The following is a 16,279-nucleotide window of genomic DNA, read 5'->3' on the forward strand; positions in this document are numbered from 1 at the left end:
GGCGCTCAGGGGGCCGGAATTGCGAGCCGACCGCCCGTCACGACGGGTCCAGGTCGATGATCTGATCGCTCCGCGCGCCGACGAGCCGACGCTGGTGGCTGACCAGGACCATTCCCGCACCGTCGTCGACCAGCTCCTGAAGTAGTCCGATCACCGCCCGCGCCGAGATGGGATCGAGCATCGCGGTCGGTTCGTCGCACAGCACGAACCGTGGAGCCTGCACCAGCAGGCGGCCGACGCAGGCGCGCTGGAGCTGACCGTCGGAGACCTGTGACGGGAAGCGGTCGAGCAGAGCGGGGTCGAGGCCCACGCGGCCGGCGATCGCCTCGACGTCACAGTTCCGTCGCACGATCGCGGCGGGTTCGGCAACGATCCGTCGCAACGTCCATCGTGGGTTCGCGACCACGCGGGGATGCTGCGCGAGTAACCCGATGTTCCCCGGGCGTGGGTCCACACCGCGCTGCTCCACGCTGCCTGCTGCGGGCTCGGCGAGACCGGCGAGGATGCGCAGCAGCGTCGTCTTACCGGTTCCCGACCGTCCAACGACGCCGGTGATCGATCCTGCGTGCGCCGCGATGTCGAGGCCGGTGAACACCTCACGATCGCCGAAACTCGCGGTCAGGCCGCTGCCGACGAGCGTCGCCGTCATGAGACCGGCTCGAAGAAGGCGGCGACGTACTCGTCATCGGACGTAGCGAGGTCGGCGGCTGGGCGATGCTCGACGACCCGGCCGGCGCGCATGACCGCGACCCCGGCCAACCCCTCGCCCCCTGAACGAACCCCCACCCTTGCGGCGACACCCAACCCCTCGCCCCCTGAGGAGCGTCCGGAGCTTGCGGAGGACGCGTCACGAAGGCCCCCCCTCAGCGTCTCCGTGTCATGGGTGATCACCAGTACTGCGGCTCCGCGTCGGGCGGTAGCCGCCAGGAGGTCCCAGATGGCGGCGGCGAGTTCGGGGTCCAGAGCGGAGGTCGGCTCGTCGGCGACCAGCACCTGCGGATCGCCGGCCAGGGCTGCGGCGATGGCGGCACGCTGCGCCATACCGCCGGACAGTTCGTGGGGGTACAGCTCCAACGCATCGGGATCGAGATGGACAGCGTGACACAGCTCGACGGCGTCGCGCGCGCCGTCAAGGCCGGCGATCACCTCGTGGAGCTGAGAGCCGAGCGTGCGCACCGGCGTGAACGACGTCGCCGCCGACTGGGGGACCAACCCGACCCGGCGACCACGCAGTTCTCGCCAGCGTGGGTCGCGTCCACTGATCTCCTCCCCGCTGAAAGAGTCGTCGCCCAACGAGAGTCGCCCCGTCACGCTCGACCCAGGTGGGAGCAGTCCGCAAAGCGAGGCCGCGACCATCGACTTCCCGCAACCCGACTCGCCGACGAGCGCCGTCATCGACCCGGCAGGCAGTTCCAGGGTCACGTCGTCGAGTACCCGTACCCGTTCGCGGCGTCGGACTGCGACGTCGACGGTCACCCCGTCGAGACGAGCGCTCAACGCCACACCTCCCCGCTCGGCGGCAGCGTGGCCCGACGCAGCGAGGCCGCAGCGCCCGAGCACGCGAGCGCGGTGACGATGAGCGCCACACCGGGTACCACCAGCGTCCACCAGGCGCCGGTGATGACGTCGCCGCGGGCCTGCCCGAGGAGCGTGCCCAGGCTCGCAGCGTCCGGAGAGAGGCCGACGCCGAGGAACGACAGCGTCGTCTCATGCCACACCGCGTGCGGGAGAAGCACCGTCATCGCCACCAGCACCTGGCCCGACACCGCAGGCAGGAGGTGGCGGGTCGCGACGAACGTCCGCGACGCCCCGGCGAGCCGGGCGGTCTCCACCCACCCCGCTGAGGTCGCCTCGAGCAGTTCGGCGCGAACCACCCGTGCCACGGCCGGCCAGTGGGTCAGCGCGATCGAGGCGATGATCGCAACGGGCTCGCCGCGCCACATCGCGGCGATCACCACGCCGACGACGAGGTGCGGTAACGCGTTGACGCCGTCGACGACGCGCATCACGATCGCGTCGACCCACCCCCCGGCCGTCACCGACGCGATGCCGATCGTCACGCCGAGGAGCGTGGCCAGGACCGCGCACGCCAGCGCGATCAGCAACGAGATCCGCAGGCCCTCTGCGGTGCGCACCCCGAGGTCGTACCCGGAATGGTCGGTGCCGAGCAGTGCACCGTCGCCGGGGGCGCGCAACGCCTGCGCGAAGTCGGCGGTCTGGTCTCCCGCGATGAGCGGCCATCCGACCGCGAGCACTCCGATGACGGCGAGAACAATCCACGGGGCGGCAGTCTTGATCCGGTCGGCCGCTGTGGCCCAACGGTTCTCGTCGCGCAACGCCGGCTGGAAGACCGCGGTCATGCCCGTAACCCGATCCGTGGGTCAATCCACACCGCGGCCGCATCCGACAATGCCGATCCGATCAGGACGAGGACAACCGATCCGACGGCCAACGGCGCGAGAAGTGAGAAGTCGAGTGCCACTGCCGAATCGACCAGTGCCTCGGCGAGACCCGGCCAGCCGAAGACGGTTTCGACGATCGCGGCGCCCGCGATGAGTTCGGGCGACCGTGTCCCGAGCAGGGCCAGCGTGGGCAACACCGACACCGGAACGACGTGCCCGCGCAGCAAGGTCCATCCGCCCACACCTCGGGCACGGGCGCCCCGGACCGCGTCGGAAGCGGCCGCGTCGACGACCGCCGAGCGCATCGTCAACAGCAGCCACGGGATCATCGAGATCGTCAGCGCCAGATAGGGCAACACCGCGTGCGTGATCAGTCCGTCGAACGAATAGTCGTCACCCGGTCGTCGTGCGCCCGACGTCGGGAACCACCCGAGCCCCACCGCGAATGCGCTGACCAGCACGAGGGACACCACGAACGGCGGGGTGGCGGCGAGTATCGCGGCGAGCGCCGTGCAGGCGCGGTCGAGGAGCCCACCACGCCGCATGCCGATGACCGCGCCGAGAGCGATGGCGACGGCCGCGGCAGACAGCAACGCCGCCAATGACATTCCGAGGGTGAACGGGAGCCCTTGGCCGATCACGTCCGCCACCGACTGGCGCATGGTCGACGACCACCCCAGGTCCCCCTGGAACACCGCGACCCACCACTTCCACCAGGCCGCGAACCAGTGGTCATCGAGTCCGTATGCCTGCGTCACGGCACCCCGCTGCGCCTGCGTCGCCGACTGGTAATTGTCGCCGAGGTGCGCCGTCAGCGGATCGAACGGCGAGGCCGCGGCGACCGCGAACACCCCCAGCGACACGAGAAGCACCGTGGGGATCATCACCAGGATTCGACGTCCGAGGAGTCGAAGGACGGTCCGGGAGCGAGTGGGGCGTCGTGTGTGTTCGACTGTGCCGAAGGGCCTTTCCGGGGCGGGACGCGGGGTACCCGCGACCGGCTCGGTGGCCGCTCGGGTCTGCGTGGTCACGACGTCGGCGTCCAGGACGGCAGATTCCACCACGGCCCCCACGTCACGCCGTGCGAGTGGGGTTCGAGAATCGGCGCATCATGCGACCATCCGACACTCCTCGCGACATAGGCGTGGTGAACGAAGGCGAGGAAGACCTGCGACGGCCGGGCGGCGTAGACCTGCTGGATGCGACGGTACCGTTCGTCGTTCTCCGGCCCCGCTGCTGATTCGCGTGCCGCGTCCAGCAATTCGTCGAGACCGGGTGCCGTGAAGTTCCCGGGGTTGGAGTAGGGCGAGGAGCCCGGCACACGGGTGTGCAGGGCGTCGTAGACCTGGGCGTCAATGCTGTACGGGGTCGCGCCACCGCCGAGAAGCACACCCGCCGTGTCCATCTTGGTGACGATCTCGTCCCAGCTGGTGCCCCGCGTCAGCACCTCGACCCCGATCCTCTTCATCGACGCCGCGAACGCCACCGCCAGATCACGACGCAGGGTGTCCTCGGCGTTGTAGAGGAGCACGAAGGATGCGCGAACACCGTCGCGGACACGCACGCCATCGGGCCCGGGCCGCCAGCCTGCATCGTCGAGGATCGACGCGGCTCGTGACCGGTTGTAGGCGAACTGGGCGTCGGAATCGTAGGCGTCTCCATAGACTTTCGCGATCGGCGTGCTGGCCGGCTCACCCTTGCCGACGAGGACGTCATCCACGATCGCCGATCGATCGACGCCGACGTTCATCGCCAGCCGCGCGGAAGGATCTGCGGTGAAGGCGTTCTCGGACGGCAACGACACGCCCCGCCAGTCCGCCGACGCCACCACGGCGACGTCGACACCGGGCCGATCGACGAACCCGTCGGCGAGTCGCGGCGGGAGGCTCGCCCCGTCGGCCTCGCCGGCCTGCACCCGCTGCGCACGGGAATTGTCCTCGGAGACATGTGTGTAGACGATCTTGCGCAGCGCGGGCGGCTCCGGACGGTCGTCGCGGGCGACGAGGACCGCCTGGTCGGGGTCGAGGGATTCTAGGCGATACGGGCCTGTCCCGACTGGTTCGGTGTTGAGCGCCCACCGCGCGGCGGGCACCGTCTCCACCTTCTCCGACGGGACGATGCCCAGCAGCAGGTACGGCGAGGGATCGGCGTCGGTGTTCATGGTCAGCCTGATCGCCTGCGGCCCGTCGGATTCGACGGTGACAATCGGGGCGAAGTCGGTCGAGATGCTCGACGCGACCTTCGGGTCGACAGCGGCGCGATAGGTCGCGACCACGTCGGCCGAGTCGAAGGCACTGCCGTCGGAGAAGGTGACGCCGTCCTTGAGCGGCATCCGCCACGTGCGCGGTGCGACGCGTTCGGGCTTCGACGCGGCCAGCGCCGGTACGAGATCGGGGATGCGGTCGTCGCCGTCGGCGGCCGGCACCAACAGTCCGTCGTAGATCGGCGACACCCCGGACTGCCCGTAGCCGAGCATCGGGTTGAACTGTCCGAGCTCCTGGCTTTCGGCGAGCACGATCTGATCCGACTCCGGAGAGCCTTGCCCATCGGCGCATCCCGCGAGAACGAATCCGGCGAGCAGCGTCGTGGCAACCGACACGGTCACCGGTCGTCCGCGGCGTCCGAGGGACCGGCGGCCTACACGTGTCGTCACAGACATATGTTCTCCCAGACATACGACTGTCGCCACTCGACCCCGGCGATCTCGACCGGTGGTGTAATTCGTGGGGCGGGACGAGCAGAGGAGGCTCCAGTGACCGATTTCGACGCGGACTCATGGGCGGCACGTTTCACACTGCTCAGCGACCCGACGCGACTGCGGCTCGTCGCCGAGATGCACGCCCACCCCGGCTCCACCGTCGCCGAACTCGCCGCCTCCATCGGCATCACCGAGAACGCGGCCTCGCAGTCGATCCGCGCCCTCCGCGATCAGGGCTGGGTCCGGTCGGAGAAGGTCGGCCGGAGGGTCCACTACGAGGTCGTCGGCGACGCGATCGTGCACCGCATCCTCCACGACATCATCGGAGTGGGTCACATCACCCCAGTTCACAGGCACGATCACGCACACCCGTGACAACGGATTAGAACACGTTCTAGTCTATTCGCGTGGATGTCTCCTTCGATGCGACCAAACGGGAACTGACGACCGACCAGGGCACCCTGCGCTACCACGAGGCGGGTGACGCCGACGCGCCGCCACTGATCCTGCTGCACGGGTCGGGTCCCGGTGTCACCGGTTGGCGCAACTACCGGGGCAACCTCGGGCACTTCGCGCAAACGCACCACTGCTACGTGATCGAATTCCCCGGCTTCGGCGTCAGCGATGCGGTCGAGGGTCACCCGGTCCTCACCGCCAGCGGCTCGGTCATCCGGTTCATGGATGCGCTCGGCATCGACAAGGCCCCGATGATCGGCAACTCGATGGGCGGCGTCGTCGGCGTCAACCTGGCGATCAAGAAGCCCGACCGCGTCGAGAAGCTCGTCACCATCGGCGGCGTGGGCCCGAATGTGTTCAGCCCCAGCCCGAGCGAGGGCCTGCGACTCCTGCAGGAGTTCACCGACGCCCCCGACAAGGACAAGCTCGTCCGCTGGCTGAACTCGATGGTCTTCGACCGTTCCCTGGTCACCGAGGAACTCATCGCGGAACGATGGGAAGCCGCCATCAACCCCGACGCCCAGAAGACCGCCCAGATGATGTACGGCTCTGCGGCTTTCGAGATGCAGCAGCAGTTCATGGCCGCCTCCGACACCCCGCCGTACTGGGCGTCGATGCACAAGGTCGCCTGCCCGACACTGCTTACATGGGGCCGCGACGACCGCGTCAGCCCGCCCGACATGGCGATGGTCCCCATGCGTCTCATCCCCGACGCCGAGCTCCACATCTTCCCGAAGTGCGGCCACTGGGTGATGATCGAGGCCAAGGAGGCCTTCGAGGCGACGGTCACTTCCTTCCTGTCCCGCTGACCGCTCGTTCCCGCGGCGCCGTCTCCTCCAACCCGTTCCGTTTCCTTCCGGCTTATCGAGCTCGATAAGCCGGAAGGCAACCGTTCCGCGGGAATGTCTCTGAATAATCCGTTGCCCCGAATCCTCTTCGCTGGCATAGTTCCCGTTCGGCACGAGGACCAGCAGGCCGGAGCGGGGTACCGCGACGTGTTCCTGCGCGTCGGAATCCTGGTGCCTACCTTGATGGCAACGGGTCTTCTCAACCCTTTCAGGTTCGAGTCCTGATCACGGCACCGCTCCCGGGATCACGGGATCGGTCGGTCCTGCGGTCGTGTCGACGGATCGTTCGCGATTCGACGATGCGATCCCACCGGCCGGACCGCCCGCGAGCGGTGTCGCCACCACGTAGACCGACGAGCATTGCGACGCAACGGAAAGGAGGATCGCCATGCTGTTCTACCGCGAGATCACCGTCCCACCGGGTCACACGGTGCTGACCTACCGGGGTACCGAGGTCCGGTCCCTGCCGACCGGTCGTCATCGGATCTCCAAGCCCGATTCGACGGTGACAGTCGACCTGCGCGACCGACTGATCCCTGTTGCGCCGCAGGAGATCCTCACCTCGGATTCGATCTCGATACGTGTCTCGATGTCGTTGCGTGCCCGGGTTGTCGACGCGCGAGCGTTCGTCGAGCGGGCAGCCGATCCGATCGGTGCGGTTTACCTGGCCGCGCAGATCGCACTGCGCCAGGTCTGCGCCGACACCGCGTCGGAGGACCTGATCCGACGCGGTGATGTCGTCGACGTCGGCCCGATCCGCGAGGCGGCGGCCGAGGTCGCCGCAACCGTCGGTGTCGAGGTCCTCGATGCCGTCATCCGCGACATCATCGTGCCGTCGGAGATCCGAAGTGCCGCACTCGAGGTGGTCACCGCGAGGACCCGCGGTCTGGCGAAGCTCGAGGCGGCCCGGGCCGAGACCGCGTCACTGCGGGCACTTGCGAATGCGGGTCGCCTCCTCGACGCGCACCCGGCGCTGGCGCAGCTGCGGCTCGTCGAGTCGGTGCCCTACGGTGCGCGCGTCGTGCTCAGCGTCGGCGGTGCCGAGGTGCCGTCGGCGGACTGAGTTTCGCTCACAATGTCCGTTCCCGCTCACCCATGAAAAGTGAGCGGGAACGGATCGTGTGAGCGATCGCTCAAGCGGGAACCCAATCGCCGCGCGCTGCGTCGTATCTCCATGCCACCCTTCCCCACCGATCGGTTCGGGCTCGTACATCGCGACGCGCACTGCACGCGGGTTTCTCCGACGAGCAACTGTCCGGCGCCGTCACGCGCCGCGAACTCGTACGACTGGTACCGGGTGTCTGGGTTCCCGCCGCCGACCAACCGACCGGCGTGGACTCCCTGGAGAAGCGCCACCGCCTACGTGCCCTGGCGGTCGCAACCTCGGGCCCCTCCGACGGTCATCCACTCAGCCACGTCTCCGCCGCAGCCCTTCACGAGTTACCCATGCTCCATCCGGATCTCAGCCTCGTCCACGTGACCACCGGCCGGGCCTCGGGCGGATCGATCCGCGCCCACCGCCACCTGCATGCCGCGCCATTGGACATCGACGAAGTGGTCGAGGTCGACGACATGCGGGTCACCTCCATCGAACGTACCGCCGTCGACGTCGCGACCATGGGGAGCTTCGACCAGGCTCTCGTGGTCTTCGACGCCGCACTTCGGATGAGTGCCGATCGGACGGTCATGGCAGATCTGCTCGCGGGCCGTCGACGCCAGAGTGCCCGGAATGCTCGCCGCGCCTTGCCGTTCGCAGACGCCGCCTCCGAAAGTGTCGGCGAGTCCTGGAGCCGCGCGCAGATGATCGACGCGGGACTTCCGACTCCGACGCTGCAGCGCGAGTTCACCGTCGACGGTCAGAAGTACCGTTGCGACTTCGGCTGGGAGGAACTGCTCGTCGGCGAGTTCGACGGCCTCCACAAGTACGGTCGGCTGCGCGGTGCAGACGAATCGGCGACGGATGTCGTGATTCGTGAGAAGCTCCGCGAGGATCGTCTGCGCGCCGAAGGCATCACCGTCGTCCGATGGACGTGGTCGACCCTCGAGGAACGTCGGCTCGTTCCACTGCTTCGACCCTGGCTCAAGAAGTTCGGGCTCCTCGCCGCCTAGTTTCGCTCACTGAATCCGTTCCCGCTCACCGTTGAAGGGTGAGCGGGAACGGAATGAATGAGCGAACGCAAGAACCCCGACCGGAACGAATCCGGCCGGGGCTCTTGATGTCTGCTGGTCACCCAGCGAGAGCCTTACTTGGCAGCGAGGTTCTCGTTGGTCAGCTTGGTGACACCCTGCTCAGCCTTCTCGACGAGCGAGGCCGGCGGCTCGAAGTGCTTGCCGTACTTGGCGGCGAGTTCCTTGGCACGCGCGACGAAGCCGGGTACGCCACCCTCGTAACCGTTGATGTACTGGATGACACCACCGGTCCAGGCCGGGAAGCCGATGCCGAAGATCGAGCCGATGTTGGCGTCCTCGACGGAGGTGAGCACACCCTCGTCGAAGCACTTGACGGTCTCGAGAGACTCGGCGAAGAGCATACGCTCCTTCATGTCCTCGAGCGGGATCTCCTTGGAGCCCGAGTTGAACTGCTCACGCAGGCCCGGCCAGAGCTGGGTGCGCTTGCCGTTCTCGTCGTAGTCGTAGAAGCCCTTGCCGTCCTTCTTGGCGGTGCGGCCGTTCTCGACCATCCAGTCGACGACGGCGTTCGAGCCGTGCTGCGGGACGTCCTTGCCCTCGGCCTTGAGCGCTGCCTCGGTCTCCTTGCGGATCTTCTGCGGCAGGGTCAGGGTCAGCTCGTCCATGAGCTGCAGCGGCGCGGCCGGGTAACCGGCCTGGGTGCCCGCGTGCTCGATGAACGCCGGTTCGACGCCCTCGCCGACGGCCGCGATGGCCTCGTTGACGAAGGTGCCGATGACGCGGCTGGTGAAGAAGCCACGGCTGTCGTTGACGACGATCGGGGTCTTGCGGATCTGCAGGGTGTAGTCAATGACCTTGGCCAGCACGGCATCCGAGGTCTTCTCACCCTTGATGATCTCGACCAGCGGCATCTTGTCGACCGGCGAGAAGAAGTGGATACCGATGAAGTCCTCGGACCGCTTCACACCCTCGGCGAGGATGGTGATCGGCAGGGTCGAGGTGTTGGAACCCAAGACGGCGTCGGGCTCGACGATGTCCTCGATCTCCTGGAACACCTTGTGCTTGACCTCGACCGACTCGAACGCGGCCTCGATGACGAGGTCGACGCCCTTGAAGTCCTGCGGGTCGACGGTCGGGTGGATGCGGGCGAGGAGCGCGTCGCTCTTCTCCTGCGTGGTCTTGCCCTTGGCGAGAGCCTTCGCCTCGAGCTTCTCCGAGTAACCCTTGCCGCGCTTGGCAGCTTCGAGGTCGATGTCCTTGAGGACGACCTCGATGCCGGCCTTGGCCGAGACGTACGCGATGGCCGCGCCCATCATGCCGGCGCCGATGACGCCGACCTTCTTGGCGGTGTACTTGTCGTAGCCATCGGGGCGCGAGCCGCCACCGTTGATGTGCTGCAGGTCGAAGAAGAACGCCTTGATCATGTTCTGCGCGACCTGGCCGGTGACCAGCGAGACGAAGTAGCGGGTCTCGATGATGTCGGCGGTGTCGACGTCGACGTAGGCACCCTCGACGGCTGCGGCCAGGATGGCGCGCGGAGCCGGCATGTTGGCACCCTTGATCTGCTTGCGCAGCAGGGCCGGCAGAGCCGGGAGGTTCGCGGCGAAGGCCGGGTTGGTGGGAGCACCGCCCGGGATCTTGTAGCCCTTGACGTCGAACGGCTGCTGGGCCTCGGGGTTCTCCTTGATCCATGCCTTGGCGGCGGGGATCAGTTCCTCGATGGAGCCGACGACCTCGTTGACCAGGCCGGTCTCCTTGGCCTTGGTCGGGTTGAAGCGCTGGCCCTGGAGCAGAACACCCATGAGGGCGTTCTGGATGCCGAGCAGGCGGACGGTACGGACGACGCCGCCGCCACCGGGGAGCAGACCGAGGGTGGCCTCGGGCAGACCGATCTGGACACCCTTGACGTCCGCGGCGATGCGGTAGTGGGTGTGCAGCGCGATCTCCAGGCCGCCACCGAGTGCAGCACCGTTGATGGCCGCGACGACGGGCTTGCCCAGGGTCTCGAGACGACGCAGCACCTTCTTCATGGCGTTGGTGGTCTCGGTGATCTGGGTGGCGATCTCGGCCTTGGAGACGTTCGAGCGGTCGCTCGTCATGTCCTTGAGGTCGCCGCCGGCGAAGAAGGTCTTCTTCGCCGAGGTCAGGACGACACCGGTGATGTCGTCCTTCTCCGCCTCCAGGCGGTCGACGGTCGCTGCCATCGACTCCTGGTACAGCGCGTTCATCGTGTTGGCGCCCTGGTTGGGGTCGTCCATGGTGAGGATGACGACGCCGTCGGCGTCCTTCTCCCAGTTGATCATGTTGTCACTCATGGTGTTTCAGAAGTTCTTTCTGTGAAGGTCAGAGACGCTCGATGATGGTCGCGACGCCCATGCCGCCACCGATGCAGAGGGTGATCAGGCCGTAGCGGCCGCCGGTGCGCTCGAGCTCGTCGAGGCAGGTGCCGTAGATCATCGCGCCGGTCGCACCGAGCGGGTGCCCCATGGCGATGGCGCCACCGTTGACGTTGACCTTCTCGTGCGGGATCTTCAGATCCTTCATCCACTTCATGACGACCGAGGCGAAGGCCTCGTTCAGCTCGAAGACGTCGATGTCGTCGACAGTCAGGCCGGCCTTCTTCAGCGCCAGCTCGGTGGCCGGCGTGGGGCCGGTCAGCATGATGGTGGGCTCGGAGCCGACCTCGGCGAAAGCGACGACGCGGCCGCGCGGGGTCAGGCCGTTGCGCTTGCCGGCCTCCTCGCTACCGATGAGCACGAGGCCCGAACCGTCGACGATGCCGGAGCTGTTGCCACCGGTGTGGACGTGGTTGATCTTCTCGACGCTCGGGTACTTCTGCAGCGCGACGTCGTCGAAGCCGGCCATGTCGGCGAGGGCGGCGAAGGCGGCCTTCAGCTTGCCGAGGCTCTCGACGGTCGAACCCGGACGACGGTGCTCGTCGTGGTCGAGGATGGTGACGCCGTTGATGTCCTTGACGGGCACGACGGACTTGGCGAAGTAGCCACTGGTCCAAGCCTTCTCGGCGCGAGCCTGCGACTCGGCGGCGTAGGCGTCGACGTCCTCGCGCGAGAAGCCCTCGATGGTGGCGATCAGGTCGGCGCCGATGCCCTGCGGGACGATGTAGTGGTCGTAGGCGGTGGCGGGGTCGGTGAAGAGTGCGCCGCCGTCGCTGCCCATCGGGACGCGCGACATCGACTCGACGCCACCGGCGAGAACCAGGTCGTCGAAGCCGGAGGCGACCTTGGCCGCGGCGAGGTTGGTGGCTTCCAGGCCGGAGGCGCAGAAGCGGTTGATCTGGGTGCCCGGAACGGTCTCCGGGAGGCCGCTGTTGAGGGCGGCGGTACGTGCGATGACCGCGCCCTGCTCGCCGACCGGCGAGACGACACCGAGGATGACGTCGTTGACGTCGGCGGGATCGAGGCCGCCGTGGCGGGCCAGAACCTCGTCGATCAGACCCGAGACCAGGTCGACCGGCTTGACGCTGTGCAGCGCACCGCCGCGCTGCTTGCCACGAGGCGTGCGGATCGCCTCGTAGATGAATGCTTGATCAGGCACGAAAGTGTTCCTTTCACACGAACCACCAGTTGGTTACTCACCGAGGCTAACGCGGAATCACTTATTTGGCTATACCCCGTGCTCAGCCGGTCTGGATCTCCGCCGAATGTGCGCTATGGTCTGTTCACCATGCCTGACCGAAAGACGACCCGCACCAAGGGCGCCGACCGCAAACGACAGCTCGTCGACTCCGCGGCGTCGCTCTTCGTCCAGCGCGGCTACGCGCGGGTGTCGGTCGCCGACATCGCCCGTTCGGCGGGCGTCACCGCCCCGTCGGTCTACCGGCATTTCGACGACAAGCAGTCACTCCTCGCCGCGGCTGTCCTCGCCGGTGTCGACGACCTCGAAGCGTGCACCGACCGCGTCCTCCGCGACGGCAACGACGCGGTGACGCTGATATCGACCGTGTGCGCGCTTGCCGTCGAGAGTCCGCAGACGGCCTCGCTCTGGCGCTGGACGAGCAACTACCTGACCGTCGAGCAGAACAAGCAGGTCGCGCTGCGCATTCGCGAGGTGATCGGACAGTGGGCGGCGGCGATCCTCACCGGACGCGACGACCTGACCGAACGCGAGGCGGTCCAGTTGGCGTGGGCGATACTGAGTGTCAGCGGCAGTTTGACCGTCCATCACACGCGAATGTCGAGCGCCCGCGCCCAGGAGGAGATCGAAAAGCTGGTCCGACGCCTGCTGACCCTGAGTCCGGCGACCGCACCGACCCTCGACACCGCACCGGTGATATCCGGTGTCACACGGTCGCGTCGCGACGAGATCCTCGACGCCGCGGCCGCCCTGTTCGCCGACCGCGGTTACTCCGATGTCGGCGTCGACGAGATCGGACGGGCCGTCGGAATCGCCGGACCCAGTGTGTACAAACACTTTCCGTCGAAGATGGCGATCCTGGTAGCCATCGGTTATCGCAGCGGCGCGCGCCTGGACGCCGGAGTGATGGCGGCGTACGGCGCAACCGACGACCCGGCGAAGCTCCTGGCGGCACTCGTCGACTCTTATGTCGACGTCATCACCAGCACGCCCGACCTCTCGGTCAGCTTCAACAACTCGTCCGTGCTCGCCGGGCAACCCGGCGCCACCGACCTCCTCGACATCCAGCGGCGCTACGTCGCGCGGTGGATCGATCTGCTCGTCGAGGTGGATCCTTCGCTCAAGCGCGACCAGGGCGCGGTCGCCGTACACGCGGCGCTGTCGGTCGTCAACGACGCCGTGCGGATGCGCCGAGGAGCACAGAGCCCGCAGTTCGCCGCTCGAATGGCCTATCTGATGAAGGGCGTGCTGGCGATCTGACTGCCCTGGCGCCGTTGCGCTCCCCAACGGCCCGGCAGTGCGAGACACTTTCTGCATGCCGGAAGACGCCCCCTCCCTCACCGCCGACGATGCCAACGAACCCCGCTACACGCGCGACGAACTGATCGCCGAGCTCGGCATCGAATCGGATTTCGCCGAGAAGGCCTGGAATGCTTTCGGTTTCGTGCGACGCTCGACCAACGACAAGGTCGCCACCGAGAGTGACGTCGCCGCGCTGCGCATGTTCGCCGCGTCGTCGGCGGCGATGCCGGAGTCGACTCAGATCGCGATGGCACGAGCGATCGGCCAGACCATGTCGCGTCTGGCCGACTGGGAGGCCGACCAACTTCGCGAGATCGCCGACGACCCCGACATCCCCTGGTCCCTCGAGCAGATGAGTGCCGCGCTGGGCCAGGTCCAGCAGCTCATCTGGCGACGCCACATGGCGCTGGCGCTGGAACGCCACGCCGATCACTCCGCGGATGAACAGTTCGATCTGATCGTCGGATTCGCCGACATCGTCGGGTACACCAGCCTCTCGCGCCGTATCGATCTGGCCGACCTCGAAGCACTTCTCGGGTCTTTCGAGGACGACACCTTCGACGTCGTCGTCGATCATGGCGGTCGCGTGGTCAAGACTCTCGGCGACGCGGTGATGTTCACCTTCGAGGATGCTCATGCCGCGGCGGCAGCAGCGATCCGAATCCACGAACTGTCCGAGAACGATCACGTCCCGCCGCTCCGCGTCGGACTCGCCCGCGGCCCGGTACTGACCAGGCTCGGCGACGTCTTCGGCGAACCCGTCAATATCGCCTCCCGGCTGGCGAGTTCGGCCCGGCCCGGCACCACTCTCATCGATGACACCATCGCCGACGAGATCAGCGCCGACGACCGGTTCTACCTCAAATCGATGCCCTCCCTGCGAGTCCGGGGATACAAGCACCTCAAGGCGCGCGTGCTCGAAACCCATCGCGACGGGCCGCTCAACGACTGACCGGCGAACCTCAACTCGACCGGCAGATTTCGATCGAGGTCTGGGGGTCGAGTTGAGGTTCGCCGGTGGGCTGTGGACATAGATCTGAAGGCCGCGACCTGCCGAACTAGGGTGGCGACCGAACATCTATGGTGGTCTGCGGCATCAAAAGGGGGATTTGTGTCGGACTTGGTTGTTGACCCGTCAGCGCTCGACACCGCAGCGTCGGATGTCTCGAACTGCGCGTCGCGACTGATGGCGCTCGAGCTGTCCTCGTATGCGGGCTTGGAGGGGACGTCTTCGACGTTCAGCGAACTGGCCGGCAACTTCAAAGGCGCGACCGCCGACATGTCAGTGGTGGCCGCCACCGCAGACGAGCACATCGCCACATCCCTGGCTAACCTGTCCGGCGCAGTCGCCGCGTTCTCCGAACTGGTGGTCGACGCCAAGGAGACCACCGTGGCAACGGACGGTCAGAGCGCCGGTCATATCCGAGACGCCGTTCCGTATCCCACGCGTCAGGGTGACCAGAAGAATCACGTCGTCCCACTCAGCATCCTGTTGTCGGTGCAGTAAAACTCATGCCTCCGAGTTATAGCGAGGTGACCTCTTGGAAACCAGAGGTCATGACACAAATCGCGTTCGGCATTGTTCGGCTCCAGGCACACCTGGAGGTCGAAGCGCCGAAGGCAGGCAACCCGGTCCTGAATCTGACAGGCGCGCAATGGCACGGGGAGGCGAGAACGCCGGCCGATAATCGCGCCGCTGGACTCACGAGCTGGATCAGGAACACCGCCGACGAATACGGCGACCTCGCGGCCGCACTGCGGACGGGCGCAGCCGACATCCGCGGCACCATCACCGCGCTCGAGAACCGCACCATCCTCGCAGACGGGGATGGTTACATCCTCGACTGAGGAAGCCGCAGCTACACAGTGAACTTCGATCAGGCGCGCGCGCCTGAAGGTGCAGAGTACGACGCCGGGCTTGCGTACGAGCACCACGCCGCTCTCATCCGCCTCGGAACTGCGGCTGACGACACCGTGACAGCGACCCGGGATGCTATTAATGGCGCACTCGGCGAGATCGGCGCCATAACGCCACCGTCTGTGGCCTCGAACCGAGGACTCATCGACCCCAACCTCGCGGAAAGCGATGCCAAAGCGGTCCGCGATGGCACGGCCACCCCCGAACAACGCGGACGTTTCGAGCGCATGATGGCGCTGACGCCGCAACAGTTGGAGGACCTAAGAGCGGGCAGACTGAGTGGACTGGACCCGTCCCGAATCGAGTACATCAAGACCGCTCTCGGGCTCGAAGGTGATCTATCCGGGCCAGCGGCGACCGCGGCTATCTCCGCCATTCAGCGACGAGGAGAGGACATCGCCGAGGCCTACCGCCGGACGAGGCGGTCAGTCGGTCAAGCGGGAATGGGTCCAGACGACGTCGCACGCATGAACTCTCTCGGCAAGTCGATGGCCAAAGGCTCATTCTTCCTCGGGTTGGGGGTGACGGTTTACGACGAATGGAGCAAGTACGATCGCGACGAGCAAGATGGTGGCGACGCTGTTACCGCCGTGGTCGGAGCGGTCGGCGGCGGAGCGATCGGAGGGGCGGCAGCAGGCGCCGTGGTGGGCTCGTTTGCCGGTCCTGTCGGCACGGCAATCGGAGCCGGAATCGGAGCCGCCATCGGCAGCAAAGCCGGATCCGACGCAATGAAAGTCGTGAAAGGTTGGTTCGATTGATGGCGCGACATGCTGACTCTGGTGACGGCGACCCGAAATCTCTGCCGCCGTGGAAACCTCGGTCTCAAGACAAAAGTCTGCGACGAAGGCTGTCCACCAGCCTGTCCGACAGTACAACCAGTTTCATGTTCTGGACACCCCTGGCGTGCCTGCCGTCCGGCCTCACTTTCTTC

At 66.9% G+C, this 16,279-nt stretch carries 17 protein-coding genes; 9 read left to right on the forward strand and 8 right to left on the reverse strand.

Annotation, left to right across the window (positions count from 1 at the left end):
• Positions 1-37: 37 nt before the first annotated feature.
• Genes GKZ92_RS21230 through GKZ92_RS21250 form a run of 5 tightly spaced genes read right to left on the reverse strand, consistent with a single transcriptional unit; the run spans position 38 to position 5,061 of the window.
• Entirely contained in the window at positions 38-649 is a 612-nt protein-coding gene (locus tag GKZ92_RS21230) for an ABC transporter ATP-binding protein (RefSeq protein ID WP_006357071.1), read from the reverse strand.
• The gene (locus tag GKZ92_RS21235; protein WP_006357070.1) at positions 646-1,497 is read right to left on the reverse strand and encodes an ATP-binding cassette domain-containing protein; all 852 of its coding nucleotides are present in this window, start codon (positions 1,495-1,497) and stop codon (positions 646-648) included. Before GKZ92_RS21235 ends, GKZ92_RS21230 begins: the two co-directional genes overlap by 4 nt.
• Positions 1,494-2,360 carry an ABC transporter permease gene (locus GKZ92_RS21240; protein ID WP_006357069.1) on the reverse strand — a complete coding sequence of 289 codons (867 nt, stop codon included), beginning with the start codon at positions 2,358-2,360 and terminating at the stop codon, positions 1,494-1,496. The genes GKZ92_RS21235 and GKZ92_RS21240 overlap by 4 nt, the downstream gene beginning before the upstream one ends.
• Complete coding sequence (locus tag GKZ92_RS21245) at positions 2,357-3,475, reverse strand: ABC transporter permease (RefSeq protein ID WP_006357068.1); 1,119 nt, start codon at positions 3,473-3,475, stop codon at positions 2,357-2,359. The genes GKZ92_RS21240 and GKZ92_RS21245 overlap by 4 nt, the downstream gene beginning before the upstream one ends.
• Positions 3,430-5,061: an ABC transporter substrate-binding protein gene (locus GKZ92_RS21250; RefSeq protein WP_155225628.1), complete on the reverse strand. Its 1,632-nt coding sequence runs from the start codon at positions 5,059-5,061 to the stop codon at positions 3,430-3,432. The genes GKZ92_RS21245 and GKZ92_RS21250 overlap by 46 nt, the downstream gene beginning before the upstream one ends.
• Positions 5,062-5,154: 93 nt before the next feature.
• On the opposite strand from GKZ92_RS21250, the gene GKZ92_RS21255 reads away from it, so the two are divergent.
• Together GKZ92_RS21255 and GKZ92_RS21260 are read left to right on the forward strand one after the other, a co-directional pair.
• Complete coding sequence (locus GKZ92_RS21255; RefSeq protein WP_006357066.1) at positions 5,155-5,475, forward strand: ArsR/SmtB family transcription factor; 321 nt, start codon at positions 5,155-5,157, stop codon at positions 5,473-5,475.
• 32 nt (positions 5,476-5,507) lie between these two features.
• Positions 5,508-6,365, forward strand: coding sequence for an alpha/beta fold hydrolase (locus GKZ92_RS21260; protein ID WP_006357065.1), 858 nt, complete (start codon positions 5,508-5,510; stop codon positions 6,363-6,365).
• 264 nt (positions 6,366-6,629) lie between these two features.
• Here the strand turns inward: GKZ92_RS21260 and GKZ92_RS21265 are convergent, their stop codons facing one another.
• Positions 6,630-6,794, reverse strand: coding sequence for a hypothetical protein (locus GKZ92_RS21265; protein ID WP_155225629.1), 165 nt, complete (start codon positions 6,792-6,794; stop codon positions 6,630-6,632).
• Here GKZ92_RS21265 and GKZ92_RS21270 point away from each other — a divergent pair.
• Both GKZ92_RS21270 and GKZ92_RS21275 read left to right on the forward strand, forming a co-directional pair.
• Positions 6,793-7,467 carry a slipin family protein gene (locus GKZ92_RS21270; protein WP_006357064.1) on the forward strand — a complete coding sequence of 225 codons (675 nt, stop codon included), beginning with the start codon at positions 6,793-6,795 and terminating at the stop codon, positions 7,465-7,467. The genes GKZ92_RS21265 and GKZ92_RS21270 overlap by 2 nt on opposite strands.
• 383 nt (positions 7,468-7,850) lie before the next feature.
• Positions 7,851-8,513 carry a hypothetical protein gene (locus GKZ92_RS21275; RefSeq protein WP_373278702.1) on the forward strand — a complete coding sequence of 221 codons (663 nt, stop codon included), beginning with the start codon at positions 7,851-7,853 and terminating at the stop codon, positions 8,511-8,513.
• 134 nt (positions 8,514-8,647) lie between these two features.
• On the opposite strand, the gene GKZ92_RS21280 is transcribed toward GKZ92_RS21275, so the two are convergent.
• Both GKZ92_RS21280 and GKZ92_RS21285 read right to left on the reverse strand, forming a co-directional pair.
• Complete coding sequence (locus GKZ92_RS21280) at positions 8,648-10,849, reverse strand: 3-hydroxyacyl-CoA dehydrogenase NAD-binding domain-containing protein (protein WP_006357062.1); 2,202 nt, start codon at positions 10,847-10,849, stop codon at positions 8,648-8,650.
• A gap of 28 nt (positions 10,850-10,877) precedes the next feature.
• Entirely contained in the window at positions 10,878-12,089 is a 1,212-nt protein-coding gene (locus GKZ92_RS21285; protein ID WP_006357061.1) for an acetyl-CoA C-acetyltransferase, read from the reverse strand.
• Positions 12,090-12,218: 129 nt separating this feature from the next.
• Between GKZ92_RS21285 and GKZ92_RS21290 the strand changes: the two genes are divergently transcribed.
• From GKZ92_RS21290 to GKZ92_RS21305, 5 genes are all read left to right on the forward strand, one after another.
• Positions 12,219-13,388 carry a TetR/AcrR family transcriptional regulator gene (locus GKZ92_RS21290; RefSeq protein WP_040003932.1) on the forward strand — a complete coding sequence of 390 codons (1,170 nt, stop codon included), beginning with the start codon at positions 12,219-12,221 and terminating at the stop codon, positions 13,386-13,388.
• Between the two features lie 55 nt (positions 13,389-13,443).
• Complete coding sequence (locus GKZ92_RS21295) at positions 13,444-14,382, forward strand: adenylate/guanylate cyclase domain-containing protein (RefSeq protein ID WP_006357059.1); 939 nt, start codon at positions 13,444-13,446, stop codon at positions 14,380-14,382.
• Between the two features lie 159 nt (positions 14,383-14,541).
• Positions 14,542-14,937 (forward strand): hypothetical protein, encoded by a 396-nt coding sequence (locus GKZ92_RS21300; protein ID WP_006357058.1) that lies wholly within the window; start codon positions 14,542-14,544, stop codon positions 14,935-14,937.
• 50 nt (positions 14,938-14,987) lie between these two features.
• Positions 14,988-15,278 carry a hypothetical protein gene (locus GKZ92_RS23820; RefSeq protein ID WP_230461855.1) on the forward strand — a complete coding sequence of 97 codons (291 nt, stop codon included), beginning with the start codon at positions 14,988-14,990 and terminating at the stop codon, positions 15,276-15,278.
• Positions 15,279-15,296: 18 nt separating this feature from the next.
• The gene (locus GKZ92_RS21305) at positions 15,297-16,106 is read left to right on the forward strand and encodes a hypothetical protein (protein WP_006357056.1); all 810 of its coding nucleotides are present in this window, start codon (positions 15,297-15,299) and stop codon (positions 16,104-16,106) included.
• Positions 16,107-16,279 lie beyond the last annotated feature (173 nt).

The sequence above is a fragment of the Gordonia sp. 135 genome, assembly GCF_009720185.1.
Classification (GTDB): Bacteria; Actinomycetota; Actinomycetes; order Mycobacteriales; family Mycobacteriaceae; genus Gordonia; species Gordonia alkanivorans.